The organism is Sphingobium limneticum (assembly GCF_008710165.1).
GTDB classification, from domain to species: domain Bacteria; phylum Pseudomonadota; class Alphaproteobacteria; order Sphingomonadales; family Sphingomonadaceae; genus Sphingobium; species Sphingobium limneticum.
Window position 1 is genome coordinate 342,745 of sequence record NZ_VYQA01000003.1, and the last position, 19,485, is coordinate 362,229.

26 protein-coding genes are annotated in these 19,485 nt (G+C 64.7%); 15 read left to right on the plus strand and 11 right to left on the minus strand.

The window, feature by feature from the left end; all coding sequences use genetic code 11:
* The first annotated feature begins 9 nt into the window (after window positions 1–9).
* Window positions 10–897 carry a bestrophin family protein gene (locus F4U95_RS06380; RefSeq protein ID WP_120251755.1) on the plus strand — a complete coding sequence of 296 codons (888 nt, stop codon included), beginning with the start codon at window positions 10–12 and terminating at the stop codon, window positions 895–897.
* A 55-nt stretch (window positions 898–952) separates the two neighbouring features.
* On the opposite strand, the gene F4U95_RS06385 is transcribed toward F4U95_RS06380, so the two are convergent.
* The gene (locus tag F4U95_RS06385; RefSeq protein ID WP_120251754.1) at window positions 953–1,429 is read right to left on the minus strand and encodes an SspB family protein; all 477 of its coding nucleotides are present in this window, start codon (window positions 1,427–1,429) and stop codon (window positions 953–955) included.
* An 85-nt stretch (window positions 1,430–1,514) separates the two neighbouring features.
* On the opposite strand from F4U95_RS06385, the gene hisB reads away from it, so the two are divergent.
* The 8 genes from hisB to F4U95_RS06425 all read left to right on the plus strand — a co-directional run bounded on the left by hisB (window position 1,515) and on the right by F4U95_RS06425 (window position 6,204).
* Window positions 1,515–2,102 (plus strand): imidazoleglycerol-phosphate dehydratase HisB, encoded by a 588-nt coding sequence (hisB, locus tag F4U95_RS06390; protein ID WP_150425051.1) that lies wholly within the window; start codon window positions 1,515–1,517, stop codon window positions 2,100–2,102.
* A gap of 21 nt (window positions 2,103–2,123) precedes the next feature.
* Window positions 2,124–2,414, plus strand: a complete 291-nt coding sequence (locus tag F4U95_RS06395; protein ID WP_150425008.1) for a YciI family protein — start codon at window positions 2,124–2,126, stop codon at window positions 2,412–2,414.
* Window positions 2,411–3,025 (plus strand): imidazole glycerol phosphate synthase subunit HisH, encoded by a 615-nt coding sequence (gene hisH, locus F4U95_RS06400; protein ID WP_150425009.1) that lies wholly within the window; start codon window positions 2,411–2,413, stop codon window positions 3,023–3,025. Before F4U95_RS06395 ends, hisH begins: the two co-directional genes overlap by 4 nt.
* 97 nt (window positions 3,026–3,122) lie before the next feature.
* A complete protein-coding gene (gene hisA / locus F4U95_RS06405; protein WP_150425010.1) occupies window positions 3,123–3,860 on the plus strand; it encodes a 1-(5-phosphoribosyl)-5-[(5-phosphoribosylamino)methylideneamino]imidazole-4-carboxamide isomerase in 738 nt (245 codons plus the stop codon).
* Window positions 3,861–3,970: 110 nt separating this feature from the next.
* Window positions 3,971–4,735, plus strand: coding sequence for an imidazole glycerol phosphate synthase subunit HisF (hisF, locus tag F4U95_RS06410; protein WP_150425011.1), 765 nt, complete (start codon window positions 3,971–3,973; stop codon window positions 4,733–4,735).
* A 174-nt stretch (window positions 4,736–4,909) separates the two neighbouring features.
* Window positions 4,910–5,209, plus strand: a complete 300-nt coding sequence (locus F4U95_RS06415) for a PEP-CTERM sorting domain-containing protein (protein ID WP_150425012.1) — start codon at window positions 4,910–4,912, stop codon at window positions 5,207–5,209.
* A 40-nt stretch (window positions 5,210–5,249) separates the two neighbouring features.
* Window positions 5,250–5,570, plus strand: coding sequence for a phosphoribosyl-ATP diphosphatase (locus F4U95_RS06420; protein WP_150425013.1), 321 nt, complete (start codon window positions 5,250–5,252; stop codon window positions 5,568–5,570).
* Between the two features lie 73 nt (window positions 5,571–5,643).
* A complete protein-coding gene (locus F4U95_RS06425; protein WP_150425014.1) occupies window positions 5,644–6,204 on the plus strand; it encodes a hypothetical protein in 561 nt (186 codons plus the stop codon).
* Between the two features lie 113 nt (window positions 6,205–6,317).
* Here the strand turns inward: F4U95_RS06425 and F4U95_RS06430 are convergent, their stop codons facing one another.
* Complete coding sequence (locus tag F4U95_RS06430) at window positions 6,318–7,211, minus strand: histone deacetylase family protein (protein ID WP_150425015.1); 894 nt, start codon at window positions 7,209–7,211, stop codon at window positions 6,318–6,320.
* A gap of 57 nt (window positions 7,212–7,268) precedes the next feature.
* Between F4U95_RS06430 and F4U95_RS06435 the strand changes: the two genes are divergently transcribed.
* The 3 genes from F4U95_RS06435 to F4U95_RS06445 are packed head-to-tail and all read left to right on the plus strand — an operon-like array spanning window position 7,269 to window position 9,780.
* On the plus strand, window positions 7,269–8,717 hold the full coding sequence (locus tag F4U95_RS06435) for a L,D-transpeptidase family protein (RefSeq protein WP_425505037.1): 1,449 nt from the start codon (window positions 7,269–7,271) through the stop codon (window positions 8,715–8,717).
* A 3-nt stretch (window positions 8,718–8,720) separates the two neighbouring features.
* Window positions 8,721–9,035: a hypothetical protein gene (locus F4U95_RS06440; protein WP_150425016.1), complete on the plus strand. Its 315-nt coding sequence runs from the start codon at window positions 8,721–8,723 to the stop codon at window positions 9,033–9,035.
* 52 nt (window positions 9,036–9,087) lie between these two features.
* Window positions 9,088–9,780, plus strand: a complete 693-nt coding sequence (locus tag F4U95_RS06445; protein ID WP_150425017.1) for a murein L,D-transpeptidase catalytic domain family protein — start codon at window positions 9,088–9,090, stop codon at window positions 9,778–9,780.
* A 47-nt stretch (window positions 9,781–9,827) separates the two neighbouring features.
* On the opposite strand, the gene F4U95_RS06450 is transcribed toward F4U95_RS06445, so the two are convergent.
* From F4U95_RS06450 to F4U95_RS06485, 8 genes are all read right to left on the minus strand, one after another.
* Window positions 9,828–10,562: a hypothetical protein gene (locus F4U95_RS06450; protein ID WP_150425018.1), complete on the minus strand. Its 735-nt coding sequence runs from the start codon at window positions 10,560–10,562 to the stop codon at window positions 9,828–9,830.
* Between the two features lie 143 nt (window positions 10,563–10,705).
* Window positions 10,706–11,401 (minus strand): ATP12 family chaperone protein, encoded by a 696-nt coding sequence (locus tag F4U95_RS06455; protein WP_150425019.1) that lies wholly within the window; start codon window positions 11,399–11,401, stop codon window positions 10,706–10,708.
* Entirely contained in the window at window positions 11,398–11,655 is a 258-nt protein-coding gene (locus tag F4U95_RS06460; RefSeq protein ID WP_150425020.1) for a hypothetical protein, read from the minus strand. The genes F4U95_RS06455 and F4U95_RS06460 overlap by 4 nt, the downstream gene beginning before the upstream one ends.
* On the minus strand, window positions 11,652–12,311 hold the full coding sequence (locus F4U95_RS06465; protein WP_150425021.1) for an HAD-IA family hydrolase: 660 nt from the start codon (window positions 12,309–12,311) through the stop codon (window positions 11,652–11,654). Before F4U95_RS06465 ends, F4U95_RS06460 begins: the two co-directional genes overlap by 4 nt.
* Before the next feature lie 10 nt (window positions 12,312–12,321).
* Window positions 12,322–12,939, minus strand: coding sequence for an FMN-binding negative transcriptional regulator (locus F4U95_RS06470; RefSeq protein WP_150425022.1), 618 nt, complete (start codon window positions 12,937–12,939; stop codon window positions 12,322–12,324).
* Window positions 12,940–12,953: 14 nt separating this feature from the next.
* Window positions 12,954–14,339, minus strand: coding sequence for an RluA family pseudouridine synthase (locus tag F4U95_RS06475; protein WP_150425023.1), 1,386 nt, complete (start codon window positions 14,337–14,339; stop codon window positions 12,954–12,956).
* Window positions 14,336–14,722 (minus strand): fluoride efflux transporter CrcB, encoded by a 387-nt coding sequence (crcB, locus tag F4U95_RS06480; protein WP_150425024.1) that lies wholly within the window; start codon window positions 14,720–14,722, stop codon window positions 14,336–14,338. Before crcB ends, F4U95_RS06475 begins: the two co-directional genes overlap by 4 nt.
* Window positions 14,723–14,847: 125 nt before the next feature.
* Complete coding sequence (locus tag F4U95_RS06485; RefSeq protein WP_150425053.1) at window positions 14,848–15,807, minus strand: DMT family transporter; 960 nt, start codon at window positions 15,805–15,807, stop codon at window positions 14,848–14,850.
* Window positions 15,808–15,900: 93 nt separating this feature from the next.
* On the opposite strand from F4U95_RS06485, the gene F4U95_RS06490 reads away from it, so the two are divergent.
* Complete coding sequence (locus tag F4U95_RS06490; protein WP_150425025.1) at window positions 15,901–16,386, plus strand: Lrp/AsnC family transcriptional regulator; 486 nt, start codon at window positions 15,901–15,903, stop codon at window positions 16,384–16,386.
* Window positions 16,387–16,573: 187 nt separating this feature from the next.
* Window positions 16,574–16,870, plus strand: a complete 297-nt coding sequence (locus F4U95_RS06495) for a hypothetical protein (RefSeq protein ID WP_120251736.1) — start codon at window positions 16,574–16,576, stop codon at window positions 16,868–16,870.
* Window positions 16,871–16,892: 22 nt separating this feature from the next.
* Here F4U95_RS06495 and F4U95_RS06500 read toward each other — a convergent pair whose 3' ends face one another.
* Window positions 16,893–18,020 carry a GGDEF domain-containing protein gene (locus F4U95_RS06500; RefSeq protein ID WP_246171509.1) on the minus strand — a complete coding sequence of 376 codons (1,128 nt, stop codon included), beginning with the start codon at window positions 18,018–18,020 and terminating at the stop codon, window positions 16,893–16,895.
* A 440-nt stretch (window positions 18,021–18,460) separates the two neighbouring features.
* On the opposite strand from F4U95_RS06500, the gene cas9 reads away from it, so the two are divergent.
* Window positions 18,461–19,485, plus strand: a 1,025-nt coding sequence (cas9, locus tag F4U95_RS06505; protein WP_343032325.1) for a type II CRISPR RNA-guided endonuclease Cas9, incomplete at its 3' end; no start/stop codon positions are given.

Genomic DNA, 19,485 nt, shown 5'->3' on the forward strand with positions numbered 1-19,485 from the left:
ACATATTATATGATCGTCGGACGGTCCCCCCGTATCCGCCAGAGCTTCCAGAAGGCATGGAGCGCGCTGATCGCGCTGTTCTTCTGGGATCTGGCCGTCACCATCTTTTATTATATCTCGCCCTTCAAGGCGCCGGCGCTGCCGCTGACCATCTTCGGCACCGCGCTGGCGCTGGTACTGGGCTTCCGCGTCAACAGCGCTTATTCACGCTGGTGGGAGGGCCGCATATTATGGGGCGCGATGGTCAATGTGTCGCGCAGTTTCAGCCGCGCGGTGCTGGCCTATCTGCCCGACACGCCCGATGCGCGCGCCATGGGCGTAACGCTGGTGAAGCGCCATATCGCCTATGTCCATGCGCTGCGTTGCCAGTTGCGACGGGAAGACCCGGCGCCCGATATGCAACGCGTGCTGGGCGAGGATGGAGCCCTGCCTGAGTTGGAGCGGCGCAATCCCGCCAATGGCGTGCTGGACGGGTCCGACCGGCGGTTGATGGAAGCGGTGCATCATGGCTGGATCGACACCATCCAGCAGACGCGGATCGAAGGCATGCTGGTCGATATGTCCAACGCGCAGGGCGGCATGGAGCGCATCAAGAATACGCCGCTGCCCGCGCAATATCGCGCCTTCCCCAAATATTTCACGCGGCTTTTCTGCATATTGCTGCCGATCGGACTGGTCGAAACGCTGGGCATGGCGACGCCGGTGGGGTCGGCGGTGGCGGGTTTCATGTTCTTGGCGGTCTTGCAGATTGGCGACGATCTGGTCGATCCGTTCGGCAACGACGTCCACGACCTGCCGCTGACGAGCATCACCACCACGATCGAGGGCGACCTCAATCAGGCGATCGGCCTGCCCGCCCCGCCGCCCTTGCAACCGGTCGATGGGGTGCTCTGGTAAGAGCGGACGATAGGAGGGAAAAGAAAAGCGCGGTCCGAAGGGAGCGCGCTTTTTCTTATTTCTTCTTGCCGAAGTCCACGGTCACAACATTGGAGCCGTCTTCGCTCGTCACCTGCGGGCCGTCATTTTCGGCCTCTTCATGCAGTTCGGGCAACTCGTCTGCCGCCACCTGGAACTGAAGGGCGAAATTGACCGCCGGATCGACGAAGGCGGTGATCGCCGAAAAGGGAATGGTCAGCTGGGCCGCGACCTGATTGAAGGTCAGGCTGACCTGGAACAGGTCGCTCTGAACCTTCAGATCCCAATATTTATTCTGAAGGACGATGGTCATTTCGTCCGGGAAGCGCTCCACCAGATGCTTGGGGATATCGACGCCCGGCGCACTCGTCTTGAAGGTGATGTAGAAATGATGCGCGCCCGGCAGGCCGCCGGACTGCTGCACTTCGCCCAGCACGCGGCCTACGACTGCGCGCAGGGCCTCCTGCACGATTTCGTCATAGGGAATCAGGCTATCGGGCAGGTCTTCACTCATGCGCCAATGTCCTAACGGCACGAAACCGACGGTCAACCCCGTCCTGACAGATTGCATGAATGGCGACAGGCGCTATAGGGCGGCCATGCGCACGGCCGAGATTCACCGCAACACGGCGGAAACCCAGATCGACGTCACCGTCAACCTCGACGGGACTGGCCTCTATTCGGTGTCGACGGGCATCGGCTTTTTCGATCATATGATCGAACAGCTGTCGCGCCATTCGCTGATCGACATGGATGTGAAGACGGTCGGCGACCTGCATGTGGACCAGCATCACACGACCGAGGATACCGCGATCGCCATCGGCGAAGCGGTGGCCAAGGCGCTGGCCGACAAGCGCGGCATCAGCCGCTATGGCAGCGTCTACTCGCCGATGGACGAGACGTTGAGCCGCGTGGCGCTCGATATTTCGGGCCGCCCCTGGCTGGTGTGCAAACTGCCCTTCACCGTCACCAAGATCGGCGAATGGGATACGGAGATGGTGGAGCATTTCTTCCACAGCTTCGCGCAGGCGGCCGGCATCACGCTGCATATCGAGCTGCTCTATGGCAGCAACAATCATCATATCGTCGAAAGCGCGTTCAAGGGCCTGGCCCGCGCGCTGCGGCAGGCGGTGGAGATCGACCCGCGCAAGGCGGATGCGATCCCGTCGACCAAGGGCATCCTGTAAATCTTACCGAAGGGTCATTCCATGTTCGTCATCGCGCTCACCTATACCGCTTCGATCGAAGTGCTGGACGGGCATCTGGCGGATCATCGGGCATGGCTGGACCAAGGGATTGCCGATGGCTGGCTGTTGCTGGCCGGACGGCGCGAACCGCGTACCGGCGGCATATTGCTGGCACGGGGCGAGCGGGCCGAGGTCGAGCGGCTGGCCGCGACCGATCCGTTCGTGCTGAACGGCGCCGCCACGGTCGAGGTGATCGAATTCCATCCGGTGCGCGCGGCCGCCGGCGTCAGCCTGGACAGCCTGCTGGCATGACCATCGCCCTGATCGACTATGGCGCGGGCAATCTCCATTCGGTGCATAATGCCCTGCGCAAGGCGGGCGCGGATAATGTCGTCATCACCGCCGATGCCGATCTGGTGCGACGGGCCGACCGGATCGTGCTGCCGGGCGTGGGCGCCTTTCGCGCCTGCCGCGACGCATTGGTGGCGATCCCCGGCATGGTCGATGCCATGAACGAAGCGGTGAACGGGCGCGGCATCCCCTTTCTGGGCGTATGCGTGGGCATGCAGCTGCTGGCCGATGCGGGTGAGGAATTCGGTCGGCATGAAGGGTTGGGCTGGATCCCCGGCACGGTGCGGCTGGTCGAACCGGCCGATCCAACCGTGAAGGTGCCGCATATGGGCTGGAACGATGTCGTGCTGAACGGCGCGCCGCCGCTGATCGAGGCGGGCGAGGCCTATTTCCTGCACAGCTATCATTATGAAGCCACCGATCCGGCCCATATTGCAGCCGTGACCGATCATGGCGGGCCGCTGGTCGCCGCGGTCGCGCGCGACACCATCATCGGCTGCCAATTCCACCCGGAAAAGAGCCAGCGCTACGGCCTGTCCTTCCTGTCCCGATTCCTGGGCTGGAAACCGTGAAATAATGTAACCTCCGTTCGGTTCGAGCGTGTCGAGAACCATCATGCAACAGGTTCTCGACACGCTCGAACCGAACGGATTTTTGGAAAATCGGATTATGTCCCTGATCGTCTTTCCCGCCATCGACCTTAAAGGCGGCCAGGTCGTGCGCCTTGCCGAAGGCGATATGGATCGCGCCACCGTCTATGGCGACAATCCCGCCGCCCAGGCGCTATTATTTGCGGAAAGCGGCGCGCAGCATCTGCATGTCGTCGATCTGGATGGCAGCTTTGCGGGCCATGCGGTCAATGCCGACGCGGTCGAGGCGATCGTGGAAGCCTTTCCCGGCCATGTGCAGTTGGGCGGCGGCATCCGTAACCGCGAAGCGGTGGAGCGCTGGTTCGACCTGGGCGTATCGCGTATCGTAATCGGCACGGCCGCGCTGAAGGATCCCGCCTTCGTCAAGACGGCGGCCCGCGACTTTCCCGGCGGCATCGTCGTGGCGGTCGATGCGCGCGACGGCTTCGTTGCAACCGACGGCTGGGCGGAAAAGAGCGACATGCCGGTCATCGACCTGGCCCGCCGGTTCGAGGATGCAGGCGTCGCCAGCCTGCTCTTCACCGATGTGGGACGCGACGGGCTGCTGAAAGGCGTGAATATCGACGCGACCGTCGACCTTGCCCGGGCCACCGACATGCCGGTCATCGCCAGCGGCGGCGTGGCGGGGATCGCGGACATCCGTATATTGAGCCTGCATGCCGACGACGGGATCGAGGGCGTCATCACCGGCCGCGCGCTCTATGACGGGCGGCTGGACCTGAAGACCGCGCTGGCCGTGGCGCAGGCGGCGGCTTGATCGAAATCTCACAACCTCCGTTCGTTTCGAGCGAAGTCGAGAAACAGGAAACACGGCTCTAGCCCCTTCTCGACTACGCTCGAAGCGAACGGAAACTGGAAGTTAATCCCATGACCGTCCGCACCCGTGTCATCCCCTGCCTCGACGTCGCCAATGGGCGCGTGGTCAAGGGCGTCAATTTCGTCGACCTGAAGGATGCCGGCGATCCGGTGGAGCAGGCCAAGCTCTATGATGCGGCGGGGGCGGACGAACTTTGCTTCCTCGACATCACCGCCACCCATGAGGCGCGCGGCACGATATTGGACGTGGTGCGCCGCACCGCCGAAGTTTGCTTCATGCCCGTGACCGTCGGCGGCGGGGTGCGCACGCCCGAAGATGCGCGCGCGTTGCTACTCGCGGGTGCGGACAAGGTCGCGGTGAACAGTGCGGCGGTCGCCCGGCCCGAACTGGTTGCGGATATTGCCGACCGTTTCGGCGCACAGTGCATCGTGGGGTCCGTCGATGCCCGGCGCGTGGGCGACAATCGCTGGGAAATCTTCACCCATGGCGGGCGCAAGCCGACCGGCATCGACGCGCTGGAACATGCGCTGCGTCTGGCGGAACTGGGGGCTGGCGAATTGCTGGTTACGTCCATGGACGGAGACGGCACACGCCAGGGCTATGATCTGGCGCTGACCCGCGCCATTGCCGATGCCGTGTCGGTTCCGGTGATCGCCAGTGGGGGTGTCGGGACGCTCGACCATCTGGTCGAAGGGGTGGTCGAGGGCCATGCCAGCGCGGTGCTGGCCGCCTCCATATTTCACTTCGGTCAACACACTATTGCTGAAGCGCATCAGGCTTTGGCGGCCGCCAATATCCCGGTGCGCAGCCATTAAAGTTTAGCTCGCCTCAAAATGTCGGGTTAATTGACATTAACCATGATCACCCGCCGATCCTCGTGCCGGACAGTCGCGGAAAAGCGTCATTTGGTGGAATTGGCATGCAACCTGCGACGTCTGGGTCGGGTCGTTTCAGAACGATGCGTTCTTTTCGAAACAGGGGTTACAATTATGAAAATCAGCAAACTTCTTCTCGTCGCTGGCTCTGCCAGCCTGATGGGCCTGGCGACGCCGGCGCCCGCCAACGCCACCTTCTGGTGCTGGTTCGGCAAGTGCGGTGGTTCGTCCAGCGGTGGCAACAGCAGCACCGGCGGAAATAGCAGCACGGGTGGCAACACCAGCACCGGCGGCAACAGTTCGTCGGGCGGCACGCCGACCCCGGTGCCCGAGCCGGAACAGATGGCGCTGTTCGGCATGGGCGCGGCCGTTCTGGCCGGTCGCATGTTCCTCGCGGGCCGCAAGCGCAAATAATCGATTGACGGGTCGCGCGCACGGCGCTTCATGCGCTTCCATGCGCGCGACCCTTCACACTCTCGAACAGACCATCCGCCAGCGGCGGAGTGCCGACCCGTCGACATCCTATGTCGCCAAGCTGGCCGCCAGAGGCCGCGCCAAGATTGCGCAGAAGGTCGGCGAGGAAGCGGTCGAGACGGTGATCGCCGCCATGGCCGACGATCGCGCCGAAATCGTCGGCGAAAGCGCCGACCTCATCTTTCACCTGATGATGTTGCTGGCCGACATGGACGTGCCGTTCGACGCCGTTCTGGACGAGCTGGACCGACGCGAAGGCGTGTCGGGCATCGCCGAAAAGGCCGCGCGTCCTAAGGGCTGAATGGTCCGGCAGGGACATATATCATCCCACCTGCGTTGATGTGGCAATCGTCACGACAGGAAGGGGGTGGCATATGGTTCGCACATTGATCGGGGGGCTGCTGGGCGGCCTTGCCATGTTCATTACAGGCTTTATCTTCTGGGGGACGCCGTTATCGGCGCTGGCGCTGAGCCGCGTCGGCGATCAGGCGAGCGCCAATTTGCAGGCGGCGATGGCGCAAGCGCTCAGCCCGACCGGCACCGGCGTCTATGTGATCCCCGATCCGGCGACCGCGCAGGGTACCATTCTCTACGGTCGCGGCCCGGTCGCGCAGGTCTTCTATAATGAGGGCGGTTTTCCGGTGATGGATAGCGGCGCGCTGATCGGCGGGCTGATCCTGTCGCTGGTCGTGGGCGTCATCATTTCCCTGGCCCTGCGTTTTGTCCTGAGCGATTTCGCCAGCCGAGCGCGCGTCACGATCTTGTTCGCGCTGGCTGCCGTGTTGTGGCTGCATATCGGCCAGGCCGTGTTCAACCATGCCCCCTGGGGCTATATCATCTATCTGGCCTTTAGCGATTTCGTGGCGTTGGCCGTAGCCGGCCTGATCGCCGCCAAGCTGATGGAGAGCAAAGCGGACGCGGGCACTCTGCATTGATAGCGCGCCGTGATGAGGCTGGCTCATATGCGGCGTTCACTGGCGCAGGCCGGGTTCACTTCACGACGTCGGACTGGCCCCCCGCCTGCGCCGGGGAACATGAGGCCATAAGTTCAAATTTCCTGCGCCATGCGGATCATGCAGGCGGCATGGCGGTGGGCGACGGCCATGCGGTCTTCGCCATAGCCGCCACCCATGGTGCTGGCGACCGGGATGCCCCGCCCCCGCGCCTGTCGCATGACATAGCGGTCGCGCGCGTCCAGCCCGGCATCGGTCAGTGCCAGTCGGCCCAGCCGATCCTGCCCATGCGGATCGACGCCCGCCTGATAGAGGATGAGGTCGGGCGCGAAATCGGCCAGCACACGCGGCAGCGTGTCGGCCAATATCGCCAGATAGGCGTCGTCGCCGGTGCCGTCCTCCAGCCCGATATCGAGCGTCGAGCGCGCCTTGCGCACCGGAAAATTCTTTTCCGCATGGATAGACAGGGTGAATATGTCGCCACGCCCGGCCAGCAGCGACGCGGTGCCATCCCCCTGATGCACGTCGAGGTCGAGGATCAGGATGCGCGCGGCCTCTCCCTCCGCGATCAGGCGGTTGGCGGCGATGGCGAGGTCGTTGAAGACGCAATAGCCAGCGCCCGTATCGGCCAATGCATGATGGCTGCCGCCCGCCGCATTGGCGGCATAGCCATGGATCATGGCCAGTTTCGCCGCCAACCATGTGCCGCCCGGCGACAACAGAGATCGGCGCATGACCCGCTCCGTCACCGGAAAGCCGATCCGGCGCGCTTTTTCCGGCGGGACGGTCAGCGTCAGCACTTCGTCGACATAGGCCGGATCATGGACCGCATCGATCCAGATGCGGTCCATGGGTTCGGGTTCAACTAGCTGGAAAGGCACGGCGGTTTCACGCAATGCGTCCATCACCAATCCATATTTGTCGAAACGAAATCGGCTGCCCGGTGTTGCAGGGGAGACATAGGCGGGATGGTGAACAACGTGCAGCATGATCTTTTCCCGCTATCGCGATTTGAACCGTGGCGGCTTTGCGCTATCTGGTCCAGCATGAACCGTCCCAAGATGATCCGTTTCCCGCTGCTGGCAATTGCCGGCTTCACCGCACTGCCGATCGCCGCGCAGACGCCGCCGCCTGTAGTGGCGCCGACTTTGCCGGTGCCGACGGTGCAGCCCATCCCCGCGCCCCCGCCGCCGGTGCCGATCCCGGCGCTGTCGCCGACGCAGGAAGCCTGGGCCAATGACTGGCTGAAGAGCGGCGCGGCGCAGGGGCTGATGGCCCGGCAGAAGGCCAGCGGCGCGCTGAAGGGCGATGCTCTGGTCAATGCCTTGCTCGATCGGGCCAAGGCGCTGAGCACCGGGCGCGTGGACACGGCCGACTTCCTCAACATCTGGGCGTTGCGCCCCGCCGCCTTCGATCCGCGTCCGGGCCTGGCCAAGGCGGTGAGCGAGGATCGACTGGCGCAATGGTCCGCCGGGCTGACGCCACCCTGGGCAGGCTATGACACGCTGCGCAAGGGCCTCGCCAAATATGAGGCGATCCGGGACAAGGGCGGCTGGCCGACGCTGACCGCCGGCACGTCTCCCGATGTGGTGCGCGCGCGCATCGCGCTGGAAGATCCCGCCGTCACGCAGGACGAGAAGCTGGTCGATGTGATCCAGCGCGCCCAGCGCCGCTATGGCCTCGAACCCACCGGTTCGCTCGGCGCGCGTACGCTGGAAGCGCTCAATGTCGGCGTGGACGATCGGATCGCCGCGATCATGGCCAATATGGAGCGCTGGCGCTGGATGCCGCGCAGCTTGCCGGTCAATCGCGTGCAGGTGAACATCGCCGCCGCCGTGCTGACCGTGTTCGAAGGCGACCAGCCGGTCAGTTCGATGCGCGCCGTCACCGGCAGCCCGGACAATCAGACGCCGATGCTGACGTCCAGCATCCATTCGATCGTCGTCAATCCGCCATGGAACGTGCCGATGTCGATCGCCAAGCGGGAGCTGTTCCCCAAGGGCCGCGCGACTTTGGCCAAGCAGGGTTACAAGATCGTCAAGACGCCCGAGGGCGGTGAACGGATCGTGCAGCCGGCGGGTCCGGGCAGCGCGCTCGGCCGGTTGAAGTTCGACTTCAACAATCCCTTCGCCGTGTATCTGCACGATACCCCGTCGCGCGGAAAATTCTCCAGCTATGACCGGCTGGCCAGCCACGGCTGCATTCGCCTGGAAAAGCCCGTCGCGCTGGCCGAGCAGATGGTCGCGGCCGACCCGAACCTGAACGGCCAGATCCAGACGCTGATCGACGAAGGCAAGACGCAGCGCGTGTCCCTGCCCAGCCAGGTTGCGGTCTATCTGCTCTACTGGACCGCCTTTGCCGGCAATAATGGCACGGTCAGTTTCCGCGCCGACCCCTATGGCTGGGACAAGCTGCTCGCGCAGAAGATCGAAGCATCGAGCCGCCGCGTCGATCCCACCGCTGCCCCCTCTCCCGCTATCGCATCGAAGGACTGACCCATGCGCAAAACCGCCCTTTTCGCCCTTGCCGGCGCCCTGACCCTCGCCGCCTGTGGCAAGAAGGAAGAGCCGGCGCCCGACGCCACCAATAATCTGGTCGAACCGCCGGTCGAAAATGTGATCGTCGAGGAACCGGAAGCGCCGCTGCCCGAAGTGCAGAACAATGCCGCCGCGACTCCGGCCGCCGCGCCGCCCAAAGTATCGGAACATCAGCAGATTCTGGATGACGCCGAAGCCAGCGGGATGACCGCGCGCCTGCCCGAAGGCGGCGAACAGAGCCAGCCTGCGGACGAAGCGAGCAAGATGGGCGAGTGATACCCCGCGCCCCGGTCTTGGACCGGGGCGTCGCCTTTGCTATATTGCGGTCATGGATCGCCGCAATTTTACGAAGTTCGCTTTAAGCGGACTCGCCTTTTCGTTTCTGTCGGACAGCATGGGTCGTGCCGCGCTTCCCGAGACAGGCCCTGAACTGATGGGCCCTGAACCCGTGACGCCGGCTTCGGTTCCCACGGTTCCCGCCACGCCGCGCGCGGTTGCGCAACAGCCCTATGCCGCGCTGCTGGAGCGCGCCAGAGCGGCGCTCGACAATCATGCCCATCATTTCGAATTGCGCGATCGGCTGGCGATCGTCGATTTCGACGCGCCGTCGAAGAATCCGCGCATGCATATCGTCGACCTGATCGGCGGGCAGACCAGCAGCTATCTGGTGTCCCATGGTCGCGGGTCCGACCCGGCCCATTCGGGCTGGCTGCACAGCTTTTCCAACGAGTTCAACTCGCTGGCCAGTTCGTCCGGTGCGTTCAAGACGGGCGACATGTATTTCGGCCAGCATGGTCGATCGATGCGCCTGATCGGCCTGGACGCGCAGAACAGCAATGCCGAATCCCGCGCGATCGTGGTCCATGGCGCCGATTATGTGAGCGAGGACCATGTCGCCGCCTGGGGCAAATGCGGGCGATCGGAAGGCTGCTTTGCCGTCGCGCCGCATATCGTGCCGCAGGTGTTGGGCCTGCTGGGGCCGGGGCGAATGCTCTATGCCGACAAGATCGGCAATGGCTGATGATATGAAATCCTCCCCATGCGCAGCATGGAGAGGATTTCGGTAGCTTATCCCTCGGTCGCGGGGGCGCCGGTCATCGTTTCGATCTGCGGCTTGTTGGTCGCGTCGATCGATCCATCTGCGATCATCGCCTGGCCCATGCTGATCGCTTCGTCGCGAATTCCCTCTTCCGTGCCGGTCTGGCTGGCACCGACCAAGGCGGCCAGCAGGATATTCTTCGACGCCGCGTCGCCGGGCTGATCCGTGACCGTCTGGCGCGCCAGTTTCAACGCTTCAGCGAAGAAGGGATCGGCACCGCCCCTGTCATGATCGCGCAGATTCTGGTTGCCCAACTGGATGAGGATACCGGCCAGGATGTTGCGGCTGGCGATATCGGTCGGCTTGGCCTCCACGACCTTGCGCCAATAGGGCACCGATTCGTCGTAAATGGGGATGACCCGGTCCATCTGGCCCAGCGCGCCATAAGCGGCGGCCTGCGCATAGAGGGCGTTGGCGAGGAAGTTGAGATTGTCGATCTTCGCCGGATCAGCCTGCGCCGCCACCCGGATGGCAGGCAATGCCGCGTCATATTTGGCGACCGCGGTGGCATTGTCGCCCTTTTGCTGCGCGGTCTGGCCGGCGGTGAAATCGGTCACGGCCTTGTTGAAAGCCGCGATTTCCGCCGATGTGAGTTCCCGCGCGACGGGGGCTTCCGCCGCAGGGGCGGCCTCCTCCACCGGGGGCGCCTCTGGCGGGGGAGCGTCAGGCACCTGCTGGGCAAGGACCGGGGCGGAAACGGCCATCAGGGCCGTCAGAATGGATTTTGCGAACGTCGAGGCCAACGTCGAAGTCTCCTATAGCGTTGCAGCGGGATGGATGCCGGACATAGGCTGTCCGTGCTGGCGACAGAATGAACGAAGCGGTGCCCCGGTTCCAGTGCTTGTTCTTATACCCGGCTTAATGCGCAAAAGGCGCCGGCGGTGGCGAAGTCATCGGCGCGGCGGACGCTGCGCGCGGCGGCCTCCGCATCTTCGCCCCATTGTTCGATCTGCCAGGCTTCGTCGATCTCCGCCGCCTCCCATATCGCGCCGATCTCATGGCCGCCCTCCACCACCGCAAGGGCGCAGACCAGCGATCCGCTGAGCGTCACCAGCGTTGACAGGCCGGTGAGGATGAAGGGGTCGAGCGCCACCACCGCCGCGCCCAGCCGGTCCAGCGTCTCGTCGGGCTGGGGCACAGGAATGATCCCCTGCGTCACGGCGAAGGTCACGTCATAGCGGCCCCGCGCCCAGTCGAGCAACGGATCCCAGGCCGCGGCCTGCCGCGCGACCAGCGTGTCGGGGCCATTGGAGCGATAGCAGAGCAGGTCGGACTGCGCATAGCGGGCCACGCCCTCGGCAAAGCTGGCGCGGTTGGGCGCGACATGGTCGATCGCCGCATTGGCAAGGCCGGTCATCGGCATGGAGGCAGGATCGACCTCTTCACCCTGCGCCCGCCATTCCTGCGCGATCGCGTCGGCCAGCGCGGCGGAAGGCAAGGTCAGCGACGCGCGTGCCGGGGTGCGGACCGGGCGGCCGTCCAGCCGGATGGCATGGCCGCCCTCTTCGGCAACCACGGTCACATCGGTGTAGAAACGCTTCATTGCGGCGGCCTCTTGCGGAACAGCGCCAGCAGCAGGCGGGGGACGACGACGAACTGGAACAGGCCGGTGACGACCATGATCGCGCCGAACGCCTTCGCCTTGTCCCCCTGAACCCAGGTGAAGCGCTGCATGATGGCGAGAAAGCCGAACATCACGATGAAGGCGCCCGACAGGCGGAACAGGCCGATCGCAAAGTGGCGCTGGCGCGCGACGGAATCGGAATTGGGTGGAGGCGGTGGCGGAAGATCGGTCATGGCGCGCCGATATGGCTGCGCAATTGCGCGCTGTCCATCGCCACCGCATGAGCGCCCGCCGCGATCAGCTCGTCGGGCAGATGATAGCCCCAGGCGACGCCGATGCTGCGCACGCCCGCGGCCCGGCCCATGTCGATGTCGAAACTGGTGTCGCCGATCATGACCGTCGTGTCCGGCGCAGCGCCCGCTTCGGCCATGGCGGTCAGCAGCATCGAGGGATGCGGCTTGGACGGATGGCGATCGGCGGTCTGGAGCGTCACGAACCGGTCGATGATGCCATGATGGGTGAGGCAGAGGTTGAGGCCCCGGTCCGACTTGCCGGTCGCCACGCCGAGCAGCCATCCGGCCGCGTCCAGTTCCAGAACCAGGTCCACGATGCCGGGATAGAGCGGTTCCTGCACGCCCTGTTCGCGCCGCATCGCCTGGAACGCCAGCTTGTAGCGGTCGGCGAGGTGATCGTGGAAGTCCGCCTCTGCGTCCGGCAGCAGCCGCGCCATCGCGACCGGTAACGACAGGCCGACCGCCGCCAGGATCGCCAGCCGGTCGGGCGGGGGCAGCTTCACATCCTCGAAGGCGCGGACCATGGCGGTGCAGATGCTGTGCTGGCTATCGACCAGCGTACCGTCGCAATCGAAGACGGCAAGTCTGTTGATCATGCGCGCTCCCTCATACGGCATCGGCTCCCGTCAACGTCTCGCGCATGAGGGCGGCCATGGCGCCATCGCCCGCCGCCGCCATGCCGTCCGCCGCGCCGCTGCGGGCGGCCGGAACCTTATTCTGGCCCAATTTGCGCGTCCCGCGCCAGTCGGTCACCTGCATTTCATAGCCGATGATGGCACCGGCCATCCTGTCGAACAGGCCGGGCGTCATCTTGTCGCGGGTCCAGACCGGCTTGGGCGCGAGGCGGGTTTCGCTGTCCAGCGAGAGGGCATCGATCAGGTCCGGCAGCGCGTCCGCCGGCAAAGCGCGGACATCGCCTTCCAGCTCGGCGGCGACATAGTTCCAGGTCGGCACCTGATCGGCCAGCCCATACCAGTCGGGACTGACATAGGCATGCGGGCCGTTCACCACGAACAAAGCCCGCGCGCCATCGACATGCTTTGCAAGACGATTGCCGCGCGACAGGTGAAAGCCGATCCGCCGGTCATCCAGCCACACCACAGGGATATGGGCGACGGCCGGGCCGTCCGGCGTCTGCGCGAACAGCATGCCGAATCGCTGCACGCCGACAAATGCCCGCAATGCCTGCTGATCGCGCCAGCCGAATGTGGGATCGGGATGCACCCTCGCCTCTCCCGTCAGCGCGATCCGCGCGACCGCCGTTCGCCCTTGCGATCCTTGCGGACCTGCTTGGCATGTTGGCGCGCGAATTTCTTTTCATCTTCGCGGGTCGGGGTCCGGTCGATCTCATCGTCCAGCGGCATGTCGCCCAGCTTCAGATCGAAGCCCAGTTCGGTCAGGCTGTTGGCGAAATGGGTCGGCAGGTCCGCCATCACATCCACACGCCCGCCATCGGGATGATCCACCCGGATGCGGCGCGCATGCAGATGCATCTTGCGGCTGATCGTGCCGGACAGAAACGCATCCTTGCCGCCATATTTACCGTCGCCCACGATCGGGAAGCCGATCGCCGCCAGATGCACGCGCAACTGATGGGTGCGGCCGGTATAGGGTTGCAGCTCGACCCAGGCGGCGCGGTTGCCGGCACGCTCGATCACGCGATAGCGGGTGCGGGCCGGCAGGCCCTCCTCCTCATCCACATGCATCTTTTCGCCGCCTGTGCCCGGCTGCTTGCCGATCGGCAGCTCGATCATGCCGTCGTTGATCGACGGCACGCCGATGACCAGCGCCCAATAGACTTTGCGCGCGGTGCGGCTGGAAAAAGCCTTGGCGAAATGGGCGGCGGAGCGGCTGGAGCGGGCGAGCAGCAACGCGCCGGACGTGTCCTTGTCCAGCCGATGGACCAGCTTGGGCCGCGATTCGGCGTCGAACAGCAGGCCGTCGAGCAGCTTGTCGACATGCTCGTCGGTCTTCGTGCCTCCCTGCGTGGCGAGGCCCGGCGGTTTGTTGATGACGATCGCCTGTTCGTCGCGATGGATCACCATGTCCTGCACATAGGCGATCTCGTCCGGAGTCAGGTCGATGACGCGGACGCGCTTGGGACGCTGGGCCGCTTCCGGCTTGGCTTCGGCCGGGGGCACACGGATCATCTGACCTTCGACGATGCGGTCGCCCGGCGCGGCGCGCGCGCCATCGACGCGCAGCTGGCCGGTACGCGACCAGCGCGACACCAGGTTGAAGCCGACATCGGGCAGGTGCCGCTGGAACCAGCGGTCGAGGCGGATGCCGTCATCGTCGGGCTGCACGCGATATTGCCGCACGTCGAGCGAGACGCCCTTGGCCGGGTTGGGCTTGGCAGGCTTTGTGGGCGCGGCCACTACGGGCTTGGCCGCAGCCAATTTTGCGGCGGCTGGCGCCTTGGGCTTGAAGGCTGGCTTACCGTCCTTGAAGGGGGGCTTGCCGTCCTTGCGCGGGCCGGCGGGCTTGCCGCGGCCGGACGGAGATCCGGCTTTGCGATCGCCGGGCTTGCGGTCCGACGGACCCTTGGCGAAAGGCCCCTTGCCGGAAGGCTTGCCGCCACGCGGACCTGCGCCGCCGGTCTTGGCTGGAGGACGCCCCTTCATGCTGCAGCACTCCGCATGATGGTCAGGCCCAGCGCCAGCGCGCCGACCGCGCCGATCACCGATGCCACCGCATAGCCCATGGCCATCGCAGCTTGGCCGCGTTCGATCATCAACATGGTTTCCAGGCTGAAGGCGGAGAAAGTGGTGAAGCCACCCAGCACGCCGACACCCAGCAACAGGCGGATCGGTTCGCCCGATGCGGCGCTGCCGCGCGCCAGCCAGCCTGCGAGCAGCCCCATGGCGAAGCCGCCGATCAGGTTTACGGCAAAGGTACCCCAGGGCCAGGCCGCGCCGGGCATCATTTGCCCCGCCAGCCGACCGGTCAGATAGCGCGCCAGCGTGCCTAGCGCACCGCCGCCCATCACAAGAAACATATTGGTCATGAAACCCGCCCTATAGCGATTCCGCCAAAGGGGAAAGGCTGCAATACCCCTCTTTCCGTTCGGTTCGAGCCTGTCGAGAACCAGGCGCCTCGTTCTCGACAAGCTCGAACCGAACGGATCTGGGGTTAGATGGTCGCCGTCACATCTGTAGCCGGGCGCCGATGGACGGCGATGCAGCTGATGACGCTGGCCACCACCAGCGCGAAGGCGGCGCTTTCCAGCAGGGTCGGCAGGCGTTGTTCCCACAGGAAGCCGTAGATCAGCGCGAAGCCGGTTTCGAACAGGATCATCTGCCCCACCATGGTGAGCGGCAGCAGGCGGCTCATGCGGTTCCAGAGCATGTTGCCGACGATCGAGGCGAAGAGTGCGACAGCGAGTGAGACAGATAAAAATTTGGTCCAGGCCGCCGCATCATGGTGGCCGATGCCCATCGCCAGCGCAACCGGCAGCAACAGAAACGCCTGCGCGCCGGTCATCAGGCCGATCGCCAGATTCCAGTCCTGCGCCGATATGCCGCCCAATCGGCCGAGCCAGCGACTGTTGCCGACCGCAAAGGCGCTCCAGGAAATAAGGGCCCCCACCGCACAGACAAAGCCGATGATCCGGGGGCCGAGCGATGCCGTGCCCGGCACCGCGATCGCCTGCCAGCCGATGCATAATGCGCCCGCACCGCAAAGCAGCAGGGAGGGCGCCAGCCGGCGCAGCGATACCGCGCCGCGCTCACGGCTGCCGATGATCGTGACCGCCACCGGCAGGAAGCCGATCACCAGCGAGGTCATGGCGATGCCGCCCATCTGCACGGCGGTCGCCAGCAGCACATAATAAAAGAGATTGCCGGCCAGCGCGAGCCAACCAAGCGCCCACCAGGCACCCGAACGCATCTGTGCGACCAGGCTGCGCCAGCGCGGCGCGATCAACAGGCCGGACATCAAGCCATAGGCAAGGTAGCGGCCGATAGCGAGGTCGAGCGGGCGGAAATCGCGCACCAGCGCAGGGGCAAGGAAGACCAGCCCCCATAAGGCGCCCGCCCCCATGCCGCACAGGATGCCGGTCAGATGCCCGCTCTCTCTGGATGTCCCGTCCATGCCCTGCCCTTCGATCATGGCGACGAGAATTATCATCATTGCAGCGGGAAAAATGCTCTTGATTGGGCATGTAATTGCAACAATTACTCGATCATGCCCATCCCGACGCCCCCTGCCCGCTCCCTCGACCCGTTCGACCGGGCGATTTTGCGAATCATCCAGCGTGACAACCGCACCCCGCAGCGCACCATTGCCGAGGCGGTGAACCTGTCCACCGCCGCCGTGCAACGCCGGATCGCCGCGATGGAAAGACAGGGCGTGATCGCCGCCAATGCCGCGATCGTCGATCCCGATGCGGTGGGCCTGGGCGTCACATCCATCGTAGAGGTCAATCTGGTCGATGAGAAGGCGGCGACCGTCGATCGGGCCAAGACGCTGTTCCGTAACGATCCCGACGTACAGCAATGCTATTATGTCACCGGCGGCCGCAGTTTCATCATGATCATCGTCGCGCCCGACATGCGCAGCTATGAAGCGACCACCCGGCGCCTGTTCGCGGAGAATGAAGCGGTGGCCAGCTATCACAGCTATCTGGCGCTCAGCCGCGTGAAGGCAGGGATGGAATTGGTGATCCCCTGATCGGGCGGCATGCCATGGGCAAAAACAACCCCGCCGGAGATAACTCAACGGCGGGGCCAAGGTTCAGGGAGTCACTCCAAAGGGGGAAGAGTGACAGGGCCAACATAGGACGATAGAATGAAGGTTCAATGACTATCCCGGATAAAAATGCCGGGCAACCACTGGCAGCAAGGTGACTTTACAGCTTATGCGCGAGCCTACCTCCCTCTCCCTCACCTTCGACTGCTGGAATCTCGGGCTGGAGGCTTGCTCGGTCATCGGCATGCGCCTGCCCCGATTGATGACCGGCAACGCCGCCGCCATGGCCGAAGCCCAGCTGATGGTCAGTGAAAAGCTGGACGCGGTCGCCCGGTTGCAGTGGAAGATGATGACCGGCCAACTCGGCACGTCCGGCCCCGCCATGCTGGACGCGTCGGTCGCCCATTATCGCAAGGCGGTGCGCAGGAATCAGCGCCGCCTGGGCGGCACGCAAAAGAGCCGGTAACGCAAAGCCTCTCCGGCCGCCTTCAGGCCCGCCGCAATTGGCCGTCCGCCGCCGAAACGACGGCCGGCATGGCCAGCGCGCGGCGAACACAGACCCGGTTGCGCCCTTTTTCCTTGGCTTCGTACAGGGCGCTGTCGGCACGGGCGATCGCTTCATGGATCGACGGATCGGCCCGATGCAATGTGGTCAGGCCGAAACTGGCCGTGAGCGATTGCGCCAGGCCCAGCCGCGAGGCCGCCTGCTCGGCGAAATGGAGGCGCACGGCCTCGGCGATACTGGCCGCGGCGGCGGCATCGGTGGCGGGCAGGAACAGCAGAAACTCTTCACCACCAAAACGCGCGGCGACGGCGCCGGGCGGGGCAAGCGTGCGGAGCATGTCGCCCAGCGTGACGATCACCCGGTCGCCGGTCGCATGGCCATGGGCATCATTGACCGCTTTGAAATGGTCGATGTCGCAGGCGATCAGGCTGCCGCCCTTGCGACGCAGCCGTGCCACCGCTTCGTCGAAGCCCCGCCGGTTAAGCAGCCCCGACAGCGGATCGACATGGGCGTCGTGACGATAGCGGGCGATAAGGTCGAGCACGCAGGCGGCCAGCGCGGACAAGGCGAGAAACAGGCCGAACATGCAGGCTAGCGCCTGCATCAGAAAGGCATAGTCGCTGTCGCGGAAGGACACGCCGCTGGGCAAGGTGAAGGACACGGTGCTGCCGCGCATCAGATTGTCGAGCGCGACGAGAACCGCCGCGGCATAGAGCGCCCGGTCCGGCCAGCCGCGCATTTGCCCGCGTGCGGCCACCAGCGGCAGGGCGATCAGAAGGAAGCAACCGAAATCGGACGACACCAGTTCCAGCGGGACATGGCCGATCATCATGGCAAAACCGCACAGCGCCACAGACCCGGCCCATATGACCAGGCGCAGGCGCAAGATCCAGTTGGCGCGCCAGCGGTCGAGCAGCGCCTGGCTGAACAACAGGAAGCCGGTGGCGAAGAAGAGGTCCGCGACGATGCCCCACAGATCGGTCGGCAGCGCCTGAAACGCGACCGGCACGGCAAATCCGCCCGCGACGCTGAAGAAGGCGCCGCTCCACCAGCCCGCACCACGCGCGCCCCAGCCCCAGACGATGAGGAAGGCGACTCCGAAACTGGCCATCATAATAGGCAGGAAAAAGGCGAAATTCTCACCCACGCGGCGGTCGAATCCTTCATGCGATGCTTGAACGGACATGCATGGCGCGACCGTCCGATCGGCAGCGTCTTAGGCGCGGATGCTTAACAAAGGCTTTGATCCGCAATGGCATGCGACGCGCCGTCGCGTTCGCGCAGCGGCGGTCGAAACGAGGGCAAGGAGAAATCAAAGATGTCAGGCTGAAGGCCGCACGACACAAAAAAGGCGACGCCGGAGCGTCGCCCTTATCTGGTGCGTACTAACACTTGTTAACTGCCAGACCGCGATCTCTGAGGCGCCTAATCTATCGCCGCTTAGGAATAGGTCAAGTAACTTTCTCGGATGACTAGGCATTGCCTTCACATTGGACTTGACCTTCCCGCCTTCATTTTCAATGTCTTGGATATCAGGGGGATGGCAGATTTATGACACAGCATAAAATCTGGCGCTTGGGCGCCGACCTTGGGACCAATTCGTTGGGATGGGCTGCGATCGAGTTGAGCGCGCCGATCAATGGCGAGCCTGTCTCCATTCTTGCCGCCGGCTCGCGGATCTTCAGCGATGGGCGCGACCCGAAATCCGGGGCATCGCTGGCAGTGGACCGGCGCGATGCGCGGGCTATGCGGCGGCGGCGGGACCGGTTCCAGCAGCGGCAACGCGCCCTGATCAAATATCTGATCGCGGACGGGCTGTTCCCGGCGGACGAGGCGGCGCGCAAGGCGATGGCGGCGATCGACCCCTATGCCGCACGCGCGCGGGCGCTGGACGAAGTGCTGACCTTGCCGGAACTGGGCCGCGCCCTCTTCCACCTCAACCAGCGGCGCGGGTTCAAGTCCAACCGCAAGGCCGATCGCGGTGCCGACGACGATGCCGGCAAGATCGCGACCGGCATCGACCGGACGTGCGACGCTATCCGCGACGACGAGGCAGCGGCGGGCGCGGAGCCGGGCAGCTGGACCTATGGCAAATGGCTGTACGAACGGGGCCTGGCCGGCAAGCTGATGGAGGAGGAATTCGACGCCATCTGGCAAGCGCAGGCGCCGCATCATCCCACCGTCCTGACCGACGAGGTGCATGACAGGCTCCATGAAATCATCTTCTATCAGCGGCCATTGAAGGCGCCCCGCATCGGCATGTGCACGCTGATCGCCGGCGACGAACGCCTGCCCAAGGCGCACCCGCTATTCCAGCGCCGCCGCCTGCTGGAAGAACTCAACGCGCTGATGATCGTGCGGCCCGGCGAAGTGGCGCAGAGGCTGACGCGCGAGGAGCGCGACATCCTGTTCCTGAAACTGAAAGACAAGGGCAAGGTCAGTTTCGCGAGCCTGCGCAAGACGCTGAAGCTCGATCCCGATGCCCGCTTCAACAAGGAAAGCGAGAATCGCACCGACCTGAAAGGGGACGAGGTCGCAGCGGCGATGGGCGCCAAGACGCGCTTCAGCAATCGCTG

Excerpts from the sequence above, each read along its gene's own strand:
- F4U95_RS06380 (WP_120251755.1), top strand. The coding sequence starts at position 10 with ATGATCGTCGGACGGTCCCCCCGTATCCGCCAGAGCTTCCAGAAGGCA.
- F4U95_RS06385 (WP_120251754.1), bottom strand. The coding sequence starts at position 1,429 with ATGAGTGAAGACCTGCCCGATAGCCTGATTCCCTATGACGAAATCGTG.
- hisB (WP_150425051.1), top strand. The coding sequence starts at position 1,515 with ATGCGCACGGCCGAGATTCACCGCAACACGGCGGAAACCCAGATCGAC.
- F4U95_RS06395 (WP_150425008.1), top strand. The coding sequence starts at position 2,124 with ATGTTCGTCATCGCGCTCACCTATACCGCTTCGATCGAAGTGCTGGAC.
- hisH (WP_150425009.1), top strand. The coding sequence starts at position 2,411 with ATGACCATCGCCCTGATCGACTATGGCGCGGGCAATCTCCATTCGGTG.
- hisA (WP_150425010.1), top strand. The coding sequence starts at position 3,123 with ATGTCCCTGATCGTCTTTCCCGCCATCGACCTTAAAGGCGGCCAGGTC.
- hisF (WP_150425011.1), top strand. The coding sequence starts at position 3,971 with ATGACCGTCCGCACCCGTGTCATCCCCTGCCTCGACGTCGCCAATGGG.
- F4U95_RS06415 (WP_150425012.1), top strand. The coding sequence starts at position 4,910 with ATGAAAATCAGCAAACTTCTTCTCGTCGCTGGCTCTGCCAGCCTGATG.
- F4U95_RS06420 (WP_150425013.1), top strand. The coding sequence starts at position 5,250 with ATGCGCGCGACCCTTCACACTCTCGAACAGACCATCCGCCAGCGGCGG.
- F4U95_RS06425 (WP_150425014.1), top strand. The coding sequence starts at position 5,644 with ATGGTTCGCACATTGATCGGGGGGCTGCTGGGCGGCCTTGCCATGTTC.
- F4U95_RS06430 (WP_150425015.1), bottom strand. The coding sequence starts at position 7,211 with ATGCTGCACGTTGTTCACCATCCCGCCTATGTCTCCCCTGCAACACCG.
- F4U95_RS06435 (WP_425505037.1), top strand. The coding sequence starts at position 7,269 with ATGAACCGTCCCAAGATGATCCGTTTCCCGCTGCTGGCAATTGCCGGC.
- F4U95_RS06440 (WP_150425016.1), top strand. The coding sequence starts at position 8,721 with ATGCGCAAAACCGCCCTTTTCGCCCTTGCCGGCGCCCTGACCCTCGCC.
- F4U95_RS06445 (WP_150425017.1), top strand. The coding sequence starts at position 9,088 with ATGGATCGCCGCAATTTTACGAAGTTCGCTTTAAGCGGACTCGCCTTT.
- F4U95_RS06450 (WP_150425018.1), bottom strand. The coding sequence starts at position 10,562 with ATGGCCGTTTCCGCCCCGGTCCTTGCCCAGCAGGTGCCTGACGCTCCC.
- F4U95_RS06455 (WP_150425019.1), bottom strand. The coding sequence starts at position 11,401 with ATGAAGCGTTTCTACACCGATGTGACCGTGGTTGCCGAAGAGGGCGGC.
- F4U95_RS06460 (WP_150425020.1), bottom strand. The coding sequence starts at position 11,655 with ATGACCGATCTTCCGCCACCGCCTCCACCCAATTCCGATTCCGTCGCG.
- F4U95_RS06465 (WP_150425021.1), bottom strand. The coding sequence starts at position 12,311 with ATGATCAACAGACTTGCCGTCTTCGATTGCGACGGTACGCTGGTCGAT.
- F4U95_RS06475 (WP_150425023.1), bottom strand. The coding sequence starts at position 14,339 with ATGAAGGGGCGTCCTCCAGCCAAGACCGGCGGCGCAGGTCCGCGTGGC.
- crcB (WP_150425024.1), bottom strand. The coding sequence starts at position 14,722 with ATGACCAATATGTTTCTTGTGATGGGCGGCGGTGCGCTAGGCACGCTG.
- F4U95_RS06485 (WP_150425053.1), bottom strand. The coding sequence starts at position 15,807 with ATGGACGGGACATCCAGAGAGAGCGGGCATCTGACCGGCATCCTGTGC.
- F4U95_RS06490 (WP_150425025.1), top strand. The coding sequence starts at position 15,901 with ATGCCCATCCCGACGCCCCCTGCCCGCTCCCTCGACCCGTTCGACCGG.
- F4U95_RS06495 (WP_120251736.1), top strand. The coding sequence starts at position 16,574 with ATGCGCGAGCCTACCTCCCTCTCCCTCACCTTCGACTGCTGGAATCTC.
- F4U95_RS06500 (WP_246171509.1), bottom strand. The coding sequence starts at position 18,020 with ATGGCCAGTTTCGGAGTCGCCTTCCTCATCGTCTGGGGCTGGGGCGCG.